We start from the raw sequence: 13,068 nt of genomic DNA, 5'->3' as shown, positions 1-13,068 counted from the left end.
AGTATAATCATTAAGTAAGACTGTATAGTCTAAGGAGGAAAAACCTTGAAAAATGATAATACGAATTATCCAAGCCGTTCTGAAAAATTGAAAAAGCAACGTGGAATAGCTGGTAAAATTGTTTCATGGATTGTTGGAATTTTAGTGGTATTAGTAGTTTTGATGGGAGTGATGGGATATCAGTATATTCATTCTTCTTTACAACCATTGAATGCTAATAGTACTAAAAAAGTAGAAGTGAAGATTCCAATAGGAAGTTCCAATAAGCAAATTGGAGATATTTTAGAGAAAAATAATATTATTAAGAGTGGTATTGTTTTTGATTATTATGTAAAGACTAACAAAGTAGGTAATTTCAAAGCTGGATATTATCAATTAAGTCCGTCAATGACTTTGGATGAAATTGCAAAGAAATTACAACAAGGTGGTCAAAGTAATCCCCATTCTAATGGCACAATTCTAATTAAAGAAGGTGCTAGTATAGATCAAGTTGCTGATGTAGTTCAAAAGAATACTAAGTTTAAAAAGCAAGACTTTCTAAAGCTAATGAATGATGCAAACTTTTTGAATGAGTTAAAGAACAAATATCCGCAATTGCTATCTTCTGCTGTTGATGCTAAAGATACAAAATATAAGTTGGAAGGATATTTGTATCCCGCAACATATACAGTTGGAAAGCATGATAATTTGAAAGCAGTAGTTGAACAAATGGTAGCTAAGACTAATATGGAAATGAAACCATATTTTGATAAAATTTCAAAATCAAAATATTCAGTTCAACAAGTTTTAACATTGGCATCGCTAGTAGAAAAAGAATATGGTAGTGCTGATGATAGAGGTAAAATTGCCGGAGTATTTGAAAATCGTTTAGAACAAGATATGCCGTTACAATCTGATGTAGCTATCCATTATGCTTTAAATAACAGTAAATCAACTGTATCATATGATGATTTAGAAGTTGATTCTCCATATAATCTCTATAAAAATAAGGGATTAGGCCCAGGACCATTTAATAATCCAAGTATTGATTCTGTAAAGGCTGTTTTAAACCCTGTTGATAAAGACAAAGGATATTTATATTTCGTAGCGAATATTAAGACAAAGAAAGTATATTTCTCTAAGACATATGCTGAACATCAAAAGAATGTTAAAAAGTTGCAAAAAGCAAATGGATATGAAAATTAATTAGTAGAGGGAGAGAACAATAATGGCAAATAGGGAAAATAAACCAGTAATAATAGGTGTAACAGGTGGATCAGGTTCTGGTAAAACAACTGTTAGTCGAGCAATTTTTGAACAACTACATGGTCACTCATTATTGATGTTACAAGAAGATTCTTACTATAATGATCAAAGTGACATGCCTTTTGAAGAACGCATAAAGACAAACTACGATCATCCTAATGCATTTGATACTGAGTTGTTGGTTAAGCAATTAAAAGATTTATTAGATTGGAAAACCATTGAAAAACCTATTTATGATTATACAGAGCATACTAGAAGTTCAGAGGTTGAAAAGGTTGAGCCTAAGGAAGTAATCATTCTAGAAGGTATTCTAGTATTGAATGATCCGGCTTTGAGAGACTTGATGGATATTAAAATTTTTGTAGATACTGACGACGATATCCGTATTATCAGACGTATTCAAAGAGATATCGAAGAACGTGGTCGCTCATTGCAATCAGTTATTGATCAATATAAATCAACTGTAAAACCAATGTACCATCAATTTATCGAACCAACTAAGCGTTATGCTGATATTATTGTCCCTGAAGGTGGAGAAAACCAAGTTGCTATTGACTTGTTAGTTACTAAAGTTAGAGATATTTTAAGAAAACGAGAAAAATAATTTTGAGGTGAATAAAATGGCAGAAAAAACATTTCCTATGACTTTAGAAGGTAAAGAAAAATTAGAACAAGAATTAGAAGAATTACGTACTACTAAACGTGCAGAAATTATTGAACGTATTAAGATAGCTCGTTCATTCGGTGACTTATCTGAAAACTCAGAATATGAATCTGCAAAAGATGAACAAGCATTTATGGAAGCTAGAATTAAAGAAATTCAAAATATGCTAAACCATGCAGAAATTATCGACAATAAGTCAATTGATGAAAATGAAGTTGCAGTAGGTAAGACAGTTACATTCCAAGAAGATGATGATGAACCAGAAACATATCAAATCGTAGGTGCTGCAGAAGCAGATCCATTTGAAGGTAAAATCTCAAACGAATCTCCAATTGCAAGTGGCTTAATTGGACATAAGTTAGGCGACGTAGTATCCATCGACACACCAGGTGGAACTATGCAAGTAAAAATTATTGATGTTAAGTAATTAACGAATAAAGAATTATAAAAATCATAACCTCTATCATTTTGAGTAGATGGTTATGATTTTTATTTTATATAGAAAAAATAAAGCCCAGGTATATCTTAGTTGATATACTCTGGGCTTTATCACTTTTCTTATAGTAAGGAAAGTATCCAGCAAGAAATAACACTGACCAAAATACTAAGTGACATTAGAATTAAATTTTCTTTTACAGTACCGATACTTCTTTGAATGTTATGTATGAATAGTACTAAAAAGAATAAACTAGAAAATAGAAATAAAAAATAAATAAATTGTAAAGAAGCAAAATAAATTAATATACAAAATGATACTAATAAAATAATGTTTCTAGCATTTTTATACCAAGACAAGTTTCCAAAAAAAGCTACCTGATATGAAAATGTAGGAGTCTGAGCCAAACTATTAATTTTTAGCAGTGTTATTAAGAGCCAAAAAATGTATAAAGCTAAGCCGAGAAATACCAAGTCTAGCCCTCCTTAATAAGTTATTAATTAGCTTCTGCAAATAATTTAGTTAATTTTTCCATGAATTCATCTAAAAACTTATCTTTATTAACACCAATTGCGGCTTTACTTATAGGATTTGGGTTGTTTACTTTAGTTTCATCTCCAATAGTTCTTCCAGCATAAGGGCCTTCAGTATCAACCTTCATATCTAAAGCAAGTGTTGTAACTAAAGATGGTTCGACAGCTACACCTACAGCCAAAGGGTCATGAAGAGCACAACCACCAAGGTGTGGACTTGTTACTTTATATGCATCAATGTAGTAGTCAACGATATCAGCATATTTTTGACCAGCAAATGTACCTAAATCACGCCATTTTTGAGTTTCTTTTGTAGTTAACAAGGTACGAGTTGTAACGTCCAAGCCAACCATAGTGAGAGGAATACCGCTTCTAAATACAAAATCTGCTGCTTCAGGATCTTGATTAATGTTAGCTTCAGTAACAGGGTTAACATTACCAGGAACTGTCAAAGCACCACCCATGAGTGTTACACGACCAACTAAATTAACAATTTCAGGATCCTTTTTGATAGCTGCTGCTAGATTAGTTAATGGACCAGTTGGAACAATTAAAAGTTTTTTACCATATTTGTGAGCTGCTTCAATAAAGAAGTCAGGACCACTCATAGTTTCAGCTTTTCTTTTAGCAGTGGGAATCTCAACTTCTCCAATACCGTTTTTACCGTGAATTTGAGCACTAATTGGCATAACATCGAAATGATCAGTAGTTGATGAATGAGATAGTCCTTGATAAACAGGAACTTCAGTATGTCCCAGCATTTCAAGTAAATCCAAACTATTTTGTACACCTTGTTCAACTAAGATATTTCCGTATGATCCAACAATACCAATCAAGTCACTTTCAGGTGTTGCTAAAGCATATGCGATTGCTAGTGCATCATCAATACCGGTATCTAAATCTAAAATCATTTTATATTCAGCCATAAATAAGACTCCTTAAATATTTATTATGTTAATATTCGTTTTATTGTTATATTATATCATTTTTATACTTCATAATACCATGCTTAATTACAGGTTTTATAAGGAAAATAAGGGAAATTAAAATTTAAAAACGAAAATTAATAGTAAAAATAAGAAAAATATAGAGATAAAACTTAGTAAAATACGAATAATACAATAAAAGTTGGATAATGATAATATTATAATGTATTATAGAAAGTAAATATAAATAGGGTATGGGGGAAGTAAAATTGGTAGAAGCAGCGGATTTAAATTCTTTCTTAAAAGAAACAGTGAAAACACTAGATTTTGACGGTGATATATTCGTTAATTGGAATAAGAAAGATAGACAATTTGAAATGGAGCTAACTTTTTATGCTGAAAATAAAGAGGCAACTTTATTAACTGATACTTTAGGTGTGGAGTCAACTGAGCCAGTAGTTACTTTTATAGACGAAATACTAATCTATGATAAAAATCGTGAGAAAAATTTTGATGAAGATGACTATTTGGTATGTTTGCCTTATGATGGTAAGAATGGTTGGTCTTTAGCAGAAGCAAAAGCCTTTGTATCATATCTACAAATAGTATTGGATAATGGTGAGTCAGATTTATTAGATTTCCTAACAGATGATGAAAAAGAAATTTTTGAATTGGTCTGGTCTGAAGATGAGTATAAAAAGATTATTGAGTCAAATATGCTAAGTTTACCTAATCCGAATAATAGGATTAAATACCCTAAGTTTTAGAAAGGATGAGCTAACGTTGGAATGGAACGAGTTAAGTGTAACCACAACTAATGAAGCAATTGACGCAGTAGTTAACATATTAATGGAAAATGGTGCTGGTGGCGTTCAAATTGATGATAGTGAAGGCTTAGAAAAAGTAAAAGTAATTACTTATTTTCCTAGTAAATTAGGCTTAGTTGAATTAATTCCAGAATTAGAAGAAAAGATAAAGAAATTAAATAACTTTGGTCTGAATCCAGGAGAAGCCAAAGTATCATTGACTAATTTACAAGATGATGCTTGGGTAGATTTATGGAAGAAATATTATCATCCGGTTAGGTTGACTAAATATCTAACAATTGTACCAAGCTGGGAAGAATATCAAAAAGAACAAGAAGATGAGATTTTAATAAGATTAGATCCAGGTAGAGCATTTGGAACAGGTACACATCCTACCACTCAACTGGCTTTGCAGGCATTGGAAACATCTGTACGAGGTAATGAGAGTATGATTGATGTAGGAACAGGATCTGGTGTCTTAAGTATAGCAGCAAGACATTTTGGTGTTGATAAGGTATATGCTTATGATATTGATGATAATGCTGTTACAGCTGCTAAAGAAAATTTTGCGCTAAATCCAATTAGCAATAATATCGAAGTTAAACCTAACAATTTATTAGAAGGTATACATAAGAATGTAGATATAATAGTAGCTAATATTCTAGCAGAAATTATAGTTCCATTAATTCCTCAAGCTAAGTCAAATCTTAAAGATGGTGGTATCTTCATTACATCTGGTATTATAAATGATAAGAAAGAATTAATCTTAACAGAATTAGAACAAAATGGTTTTGTTGTAGATGAAATTTTGAATAAAAAAGATTGGTACTCAATTATTGCACATAAACCAGCTAAGGAGGACATTTAATGCAACGATATTTTGCTGATTCTAAGATTACAACTGAATATCAACTCACACCGGAAATTTATAAACATGCAATTAAGGTTTTGAGGATGAAAGTTGGAGATGCTTTTGAATTAGTTGATGATGCAGAAGTTGTCCATAAGATGGAAATTACAAAAATCGAAGATGGAAAAGCAGAAGCAACTTCAGTCGAGGTTATTCCATCAGATGTAGAACTTCCGTCAAATGTTACTATTGCTTGTGGAATATCTAAAAATGATAAAGCTGATTGGATAGTACAAAAAGGTACTGAAATGGGTGCTACTAAATTTATCTTTTTTGTAGGTGATTATTCTGTTGCAAAATGGGATAAAAAAAGAAGTAGCAAGAAAGTACAAAGATTACAAAAAATTGCAAGAAGTGCAGCTGAACAGTCTCATAGAACCAAAATTCCTGAAGTAACTTTTGTAGAAAAGCTGAAGGATATAGATTTTGAAAAAAATGATGCTAGAATTGTTGCATATGAAGAATCAGCTAAAAAAGGTGAAAGTGGAAACTTGTTTAAGATTTTAAATAAGAAACCTAGCGATATTATTGCTATTTTTGGTCCTGAGGGTGGAATTTCTCCAAAAGAAATAGAATTTTTAGAAGCAAATAGCTTTATTTTAGCTGGTTTAGGTCCAAGAATTATGCGAGCAGAAACTGCACCATTATATTTTTTAGCAAGTTTATCATTTGCTTTGGAGTTAAGTTGAGATTAGTTGAAAAAATTATTGGGTGTTGAGGTGAGATTTATGAAAAAAGAAACAATTTGGTCAGCTCAAGATGTAATTGATATGTGCAAAGGATACATGAATGAAAATCATGTTAAATTTGTTGAAAAAGCGTGTGAATTTGCCACTTATGTTCACAGTGAGCAAGTTAGAAAATCTGGTGAACCTTATATAATCCATCCAATTCAAGTTGCCGGAATTTTAGCAAACTTAAAAATGGATCCAGAAACTGTTAGTGCTGGTTTCTTACATGATGTTGTTGAAGACACAAAGGTTACACTAGGAGATATTGGTGAATTATTTGGAAAAGACGTAGAAGTTATCGTAGATGGTGTAACAAAGTTAAGCAAAATAAGATATAAATCTCATCAAGAACAGTTAGCTGAAAATCATCGTAAATTATTGTTGGCGATGTCTAAAGATTTACGTGTAATTATTGTTAAACTAGCTGACAGGTTACATAATATGCGAACTTTGAGTCATTTAAGACCAGATAAGCAAAGAAGAATAGCAAATGAAACCCTTGAAATTTATGCTCCATTAGCTGATAGATTAGGTATTAGTACGATTAAATGGGAATTACAAGATATGTCTTTGCGTTATCTAAATCCTCAACAATATTATCGTATTGTACATTTGATGAACTCTAAACGTGAAGAAAGAGTTCATTATATTGATGAAGTGATTGTTGAAATTAAAAAAGCAATTGCAGAATTGAATATTGAATATGATATATATGGTAGACCTAAGCACATATATTCAATTTACCGAAAGATGAGAGATCAGCATAAGCAATTCAGTCAAATATATGATCTTTCTGCAGTACGTGTAATTGTAAAGAGTATTAAAGATTGTTATGCGGTTTTAGGAGCTATTCATACTCGTTGGAAACCAATGCCAGGGCGTTTTAAAGATTATATTGCTATGCCTAAAGCTAATATGTATCAATCTTTGCATACAACAGTTATCGGCCCTAATGGTAGACCTTTTGAAGTTCAAATAAGAACTGAAGAAATGCATCGTGTGGCTGAATATGGTATTGCTGCACACTGGGCATATAAAGAAGGACGTAAAGATGCAGTTCCTCAAACAACTACTGGAACGAAATTGAACTTGTTTAAAGAAATTTTGGAACTACAAAAAGAGTCAAACGATGCTTCTGAATTTATGGAAAGTGTTAAAGGCGACTTATTTAGTGATCGAGTTTATGTCTTTACTCCTAAAGGTGATGTGTTTGAATTACCAAAAGGCTCAGGTCCATTGGATATGGCATACAGTATTCATACCGAAATTGGTGCTCATACAACTGGAGCAAAGGTTAATGGTAAGATTCGACCTCTTGACTATCAATTGAAAAATGGGGATATTGTAGATATTTTGACTTCACAAAATTCTGCAGGCCCTAGTCAAGACTGGTTAGATTTAGTACACACAAGTAAGGCTAGAAATAAAATTAAACACTTTTTCAAGAAACGTGATCGTGAAGAAAATATTGAAAAAGGTAGAGAAATACTAGTTCAAGAATTAACCAATGCAGGATATAATGCTAAAGATGTTTTAAATGATAATATGGCTAAGTGCTTAGAGAAAAAGCAATTTAAGAAAGCCGACGATTTGTATGCTTCTATTGGTTCTGGTGACACTGCACCAGTTGGGATTGTTAATATTTTAACAGCAGATCTTAGAAAGAAAGCCGACGATGATAGAAAACGTCAAGAAGAAAAGGCATTATTGGAAAATCATCAGGAAATTAATAATGATACAAAGGAAAATAAGAAGCCTAAGCAAGAAAGTGGTATCTTAATTGAAGGTATTGATAATTTACTTGTTAGATTAAGTCATTGTTGTAATCCAGTTCCAGGTGATGATATTGTTGGATATATTACTAAAGGTCGTGGAGTTTCTGTTCATCGAGTTGAATGTCCTAATGTGAAAGCAGCCGAAAGCCAGGGAACTAGATTAATAGATGTTTCTTGGAATATCTTGCCTGACGATAGAGCTTACTATAACGCTGATTTAGAAGTTCAAGGATATAATAGAGATGGCTTGTTAAATGATATACTTCAAGCAATCAACAATAACACTAAGAGTTTGAATTCTGTAAATGGACGAATTGATCATAATAAGATGGCAAATATTTCTGCTACGATTGGTGTTAAAGATAAGGAACATCTCCAAAGAATTATTGACAGAATAAAGAATATTCCGGATGTTTATATGGTTAAACGTCCAATACATTAGAGGGTGTTGTTTAAATGAGAGTATTATTGCAAAGAGTAAAGCAAGCATCAGTTGAAATAGATGGAAATGTAAATGGTGAAATCGGACAAGGATTATTGTTATTAGTAGGTTTTACTGAAAATGATGGCGATAAGGAAATTGAATATTTAGCAAGAAAAGTTTTAAACGCTAGAATATTTAGTGATGCTGATGATAAGATGAATTTAAGCTTACAACAAGTATCAGGCAGTATTTTGTCTATTTCACAATTTACTTTATATGCACAAACTCGTAAAGGAAATCGTCCTAGCTTTACAAGAGCTCAAAATCCAGATATAGCTAGCAAGAATTATGATAAGTTTAACGAAAAGTTACGCGAATCAGGTGTACAAGTTGAAACTGGAATTTTTGGAGCTGATATGCAGGTATCATTAGTTAATGATGGACCTGTAACAATCATGTATGATACTGATGAGGAATAAGAGTATGGAGTATAAGAATTATTTTTGGGATTTTGATGGAACTTTATACAACAGCTATCCTGGTATGATTCGAGCATTTGTAGAAACTTTGAAAACTCAAGAAATAGAGTTAGATAGTAAAGAAGTCTATAAAATTATGCGCGAAGCTTCTGTTAGAAAAGCTTTTAAGTTATATGGCGAAAATCTAGACATACCAAAGCTACGTCAAATGTATCATTCTTTTGAAGAACAATATCAAGATAAAATGCGTCTCTTTGATGGTGCTGCAGATGTTTGTCGTAAGATAAAAGAAAATGGTGGTAGAAACTTTCTATTAACACATCGTGACAGTAGTGCCTTGAATATTTTAAAAAGAGATAATCTTTGGTCTTATTTTGATGATTTTGTAACTGCAGATAATGATTTTGCTCGTAAGCCAGATCCAGAATCTTTGTTATACTTGGTTAGTAAGTATAATTTAAAAGTTGAAGAATCAGTGATGGTTGGAGATAGAGAGCTTGATATCGCAGCAGGCCATAATGCTGGAATGTCGGGAATTCTATTTGATCCGGATAAGCTACTTCATCAAGATTATAATGCAGATAGATTGGTATACAGTTTATCGGATATATTGAAGTAAATTAACTTGAGTCATATTACTTAGAGGTTATATGACTCATTTTTGATAGGAAAGGTGTAATCTACAATGTGGTTATATATACCGATGATTATTATTTTGATTATTGCAGACCAGGGTCTAAAGTTCTGGATTTCTGCAAATATTAAATTAGGAACCAGCCAAGTAATTTTATCTAATGTTTTAGCTTTAACAAATGTTAGAAATGATGGAGCTGCTTGGAGTGTTCTAAGTGGACAACAATGGTTCTTTACAGTCATTACAATAGTTGCTCTAGGTTTGATGGGATATTTCTTCTGGAAATTGAAAAATGATAATTTATATATGTTGGCAATTTCATTATTAATTGCTGGTACGTTGGGCAATTTTATTGATAGAATTCGTTTAGGTTACGTTGTTGATATGTTTGAAACATTATTTATGAATTTTCCAATTTTTAATGTAGCAGATATGTGTCTAACGTTTGGTGTAACTATAGTAATAATAGCATTAATAAAGGATGAAAAAGATGAGTGATTATAAAGTATTAGCAGATAAGACTGGTAGATTAGATAAAGTTGTTACTAATATTTTTACAGATTATACTCGATCTCAATTAAAAAAGATGATTGACGATGGAAATATCAAGGTAAATGGAGATGTGAAAAAAGCTAATTATAAAGTCAATTTAGGCGATGAAATAACTTTTGATAAGCCAGAAGTAAAGAAATTATCTTTAGAACCTGAAAATATTCCGTTAGATATTGTTTATGAAGATGATGATGTAATTGTTGTAAATAAGCCTCAAGGAATGGTTGTGCATCCATCTCCTGGACATTTTGAACATACTCTAGTAAATGCATTACTATACCATTCACCATTATCTACTATTAACGGTACTTATCGTCCAGGTATTGTTCATAGAATAGATAAGGATACTTCAGGATTATTGATGGTCGCTAAAAATGATATGGCACATCAAAGCTTAGCGAAGCAATTAAAAGATAAGACTAATACACGTGAGTATGTAGCTTTAGTTCACGGAAATATCAAAGAAGATAGTGGTACTATTGATGCACCGTTAGGAAGAAGTAAAGTTGATCGTAAGAAACAAGCAGTAGTTAAGGGTGGAAGAAATGCAGTAACCCACTTTGAAGTTTTGAAACGTTATGGAGATTATACTTTAGTTAAATGTGTCTTAGAAACTGGACGAACACATCAGATTAGAGTTCATATGAAATATATAGGGCATCCTTTAGTTGGAGATCAATTGTATGGTCCAAGAAAGACATTAGGAAATAGTGGCCAATTTTTACATGCTGAGAAACTAGGCTTTATTCATCCAAGAACAAATGAATACTTAGAATTCACAGCACCACTACCAGAAAACTTCAAAAAGCTATTAGAATCGCTTGACAAACGGTAGCTTTTACAGTATCTTAGTTTAAGAAGAATAGAGTCCTTTAAACTAGTCCCGTGAGGCTGAAAAGGTATAATGCTTATTTAAGCTTATAGTGTATATTAATATAAAAATGAAATTAATACGCGGACTAGGACTAATTTGTTCTAGTCCTTTTATTTTTTCAGCTAAGCAATAGTTAATGGCTCGAAATATTTAAGGAGGATGATTTTAATGGCAAAACAAATTTATGATTCAATGGCGATGAAGCGTGCGCTAACTAGAATGACTTATGAAATCATTGAAAAAAATAAAGGAATTGATGATTTAGTTCTAGTAGGGATTAAGACAAGAGGTGTTTATCTAGCACAAAGAATAGCTGATAGATTGAAACAATTGGAAAATGCTGAAGTTCCTGTTGGACAATTAGATATTACACTTTACCGTGATGACAGACATGATGCATCACTAGCACAAGATCCAGTAGTAAATGAAGCAGATTTAGGTTTTGATATTAAAGACAAGCATGTGATTTTGGTTGATGACGTGTTATTTACAGGAAGAACAATTAGAGCTGCTTTAGATGCTTTAATGGATATTGGTAGACCTAAGAAGATCAATTTAGCTGTATTAGTAGATAGAGGACATCGTGAATTACCAATTAGAGCAGATTTTGTTGGTAAGAATATTCCAACTGCTATGGATGAACAAGTAGCAGTTTATGTAGACGAAGTTGATGGAAAAGATGGAATCGAATTAAAGAAACTATAAAATAAAGATATGAGGCTAATTTAATCATGAAAAACGAGAAATTCAGAAACCCTGAGGCAATTCTTGACGTTCAAGATAAACCAACTTTTCCTCAGTGGTTACTTCTATCAGTCCAACATTTATTTACAATGTTTGGTTCAACTGTTTTAGTACCTTTATTAATTGGTATGAATCCAAGTATCGCTTTGTTTAGTTCAGGGGTAGGTACTTTGGTATATATTCTTTGTACAAGAGCTAAGATTCCGGCATACTTAGGATCAAGTTTTGCCTTTATTATGACAATGCAGGCTTTGATGAAATCTGAAGGATATCCTGCAGTAGGTCAAGGTGCAATTGCAGCAGGTTTAGTTTATGTTATTGTTTCCTTGATTATAGGAAAGTTTGGTTCACAATGGGTAGATAAGGTTTTACCACCAGTTGTTGTAGGTCCTATCGTTATAGTTATTGGATTATCATTAGCTACAACTGCAGCTAACGATGCAATGTTCAATAATAACCATTATGATCTTAAATACTTTGGAGTAGCAATTTTCACTTTAGTTGCAACAATTATCTTTAACATGTTCTTACGTGGATTTTCAAGTATGATTCCGGTACTTTTAGGTATAATTGTAGGTTACATTTTCGCTGTTTTCATGGGAATTGTTGATTTATCTGGTGTGGCAGCAGCAAAATGGTTCTCTCTACCTGCATTTGACGTAATGTTTGTTAATTATGACTTTAAGTGGTATCCAGGAGCAATCATTGGAATGGCACCAATTGCCTTTGTTACTATGACTGAGCACATGGGACACGTTATGGTTTTGAATAAATTAACTAAGCGTAATTTCTTCAAGAATCCAGGATTACACCGTACATTGTTAGGTGACGGTTTATCTAGTGTAATTGCTGGTTTTGTTGGTGGTCCTCCAACAACATCTTACGGCGAAAACATTGGTGTGTTAGCTATGACAAAGATTCATAGTGTTTGGGTGCTTGCAGGAGCTGCTTTCTTCGCTATTTTATTCAGTTTCTGTGGTAAAATTGCTGCTTTGATTCAATCTATTCCAACTCCTGTAATTGGTGGTATTTCATTCCTATTATTCGGTATGATTGCTGCAAATGGATTACGAATTTTAGTTGATAATAAAATAAACTTTGAAGCAAAAAGAAATTTGATTATTACAGCTGTTATCTTGGTTGTCGGAATTGGTGGTACTTATTTGAAGTTAGGTAATTTCCAACTTACAAGTATTGCTTTATCAACAATCTTTGGAATTGTTTTAAACTTAATTTTACCAAAGAAAGCAGCTAGTGAAGCTGAACATGAGAAAAAGATAAGAATGGATATTTAACCTTTTTTATCGATACGCTATAATAATAGTTGTGAATAAT

Annotated in this window: 14 protein-coding genes; 13 read left to right on the top strand and 1 reads right to left on the bottom strand. The window is 32.2% G+C overall.

The genetic code is table 11. The features are described 5' to 3' along the window. The first annotated feature begins 45 nt into the window (after positions 1–45). Genes mltG through greA form a run of 3 tightly spaced genes read left to right on the top strand, consistent with a single transcriptional unit; the run spans position 46 to position 2,336 of the window. A complete protein-coding gene (gene mltG, locus OZJ21_RS06245) occupies positions 46–1,185 on the top strand; it encodes an endolytic transglycosylase MltG (RefSeq protein WP_086201536.1) in 1,140 nt (379 codons plus the stop codon). 22 nt (positions 1,186–1,207) lie between these two features. After that, complete coding sequence (gene udk / locus OZJ21_RS06240; RefSeq protein WP_003700143.1) at positions 1,208–1,849, top strand: uridine kinase; 642 nt, start codon at positions 1,208–1,210, stop codon at positions 1,847–1,849. Between the two features lie 16 nt (positions 1,850–1,865). Further along, positions 1,866–2,336 (top strand): transcription elongation factor GreA, encoded by a 471-nt coding sequence (gene greA / locus OZJ21_RS06235; RefSeq protein ID WP_003700144.1) that lies wholly within the window; start codon positions 1,866–1,868, stop codon positions 2,334–2,336. A gap of 505 nt (positions 2,337–2,841) precedes the next feature. Here the strand turns inward: greA and OZJ21_RS06230 are convergent. Then, positions 2,842–3,804, bottom strand: a complete 963-nt coding sequence (locus OZJ21_RS06230; protein ID WP_003710053.1) for a nucleoside hydrolase — start codon at positions 3,802–3,804, stop codon at positions 2,842–2,844. Between the two features lie 254 nt (positions 3,805–4,058). On the opposite strand from OZJ21_RS06230, the gene OZJ21_RS06225 reads away from it, so the two are divergent. The 10 genes from OZJ21_RS06225 (at position 4,059) to OZJ21_RS06180 (ending at position 13,028) form a co-directional block, all read left to right on the top strand. Next, positions 4,059–4,571: a DUF3013 family protein gene (locus OZJ21_RS06225; RefSeq protein WP_162917735.1), complete on the top strand. Its 513-nt coding sequence runs from the start codon at positions 4,059–4,061 to the stop codon at positions 4,569–4,571. 16 nt (positions 4,572–4,587) lie between these two features. Further along, on the top strand, positions 4,588–5,478 hold the full coding sequence (gene prmA / locus OZJ21_RS06220; RefSeq protein ID WP_014568374.1) for a 50S ribosomal protein L11 methyltransferase: 891 nt from the start codon (positions 4,588–4,590) through the stop codon (positions 5,476–5,478). Continuing rightward, entirely contained in the window at positions 5,478–6,209 is a 732-nt protein-coding gene (locus OZJ21_RS06215) for a 16S rRNA (uracil(1498)-N(3))-methyltransferase (protein WP_003710058.1), read from the top strand. The genes prmA and OZJ21_RS06215 overlap by 1 nt, the downstream gene beginning before the upstream one ends. Positions 6,210–6,248: 39 nt before the next feature. Next, positions 6,249–8,468 carry a RelA/SpoT family protein gene (locus OZJ21_RS06210; protein ID WP_003710060.1) on the top strand — a complete coding sequence of 740 codons (2,220 nt, stop codon included), beginning with the start codon at positions 6,249–6,251 and terminating at the stop codon, positions 8,466–8,468. Positions 8,469–8,482: 14 nt separating this feature from the next. Then, complete coding sequence (dtd, locus tag OZJ21_RS06205; protein ID WP_011475975.1) at positions 8,483–8,929, top strand: D-aminoacyl-tRNA deacylase; 447 nt, start codon at positions 8,483–8,485, stop codon at positions 8,927–8,929. 4 nt (positions 8,930–8,933) lie between these two features. Then, on the top strand, positions 8,934–9,548 hold the full coding sequence (locus OZJ21_RS06200) for an HAD family hydrolase (protein ID WP_109241765.1): 615 nt from the start codon (positions 8,934–8,936) through the stop codon (positions 9,546–9,548). 66 nt (positions 9,549–9,614) lie between these two features. Continuing rightward, complete coding sequence (lspA, locus tag OZJ21_RS06195) at positions 9,615–10,061, top strand: signal peptidase II (RefSeq protein WP_099459871.1); 447 nt, start codon at positions 9,615–9,617, stop codon at positions 10,059–10,061. Continuing rightward, positions 10,054–10,950: an RluA family pseudouridine synthase gene (locus OZJ21_RS06190; RefSeq protein WP_160993546.1), complete on the top strand. Its 897-nt coding sequence runs from the start codon at positions 10,054–10,056 to the stop codon at positions 10,948–10,950. The genes lspA and OZJ21_RS06190 overlap by 8 nt, the downstream gene beginning before the upstream one ends. 207 nt (positions 10,951–11,157) lie before the next feature. Beyond that, a complete protein-coding gene (gene pyrR, locus OZJ21_RS06185; protein ID WP_003704375.1) occupies positions 11,158–11,694 on the top strand; it encodes a bifunctional pyr operon transcriptional regulator/uracil phosphoribosyltransferase PyrR in 537 nt (178 codons plus the stop codon). 26 nt (positions 11,695–11,720) lie between these two features. Further along, positions 11,721–13,028, top strand: a complete 1,308-nt coding sequence (locus OZJ21_RS06180) for a uracil-xanthine permease family protein (protein WP_003700158.1) — start codon at positions 11,721–11,723, stop codon at positions 13,026–13,028. Positions 13,029–13,068: the final 40 nt, after the last annotated feature.

It is taken from the genome of Ligilactobacillus sp. UO.C109 (assembly GCF_026847815.1).
In the GTDB taxonomy this organism is placed as follows: Bacteria; Bacillota; Bacilli; order Lactobacillales; family Lactobacillaceae; genus Ligilactobacillus; species Ligilactobacillus salivarius.
Note: the sequence above shows the minus strand (reverse complement) of the source record. Positions and strands in the feature narration are given on the sequence as shown.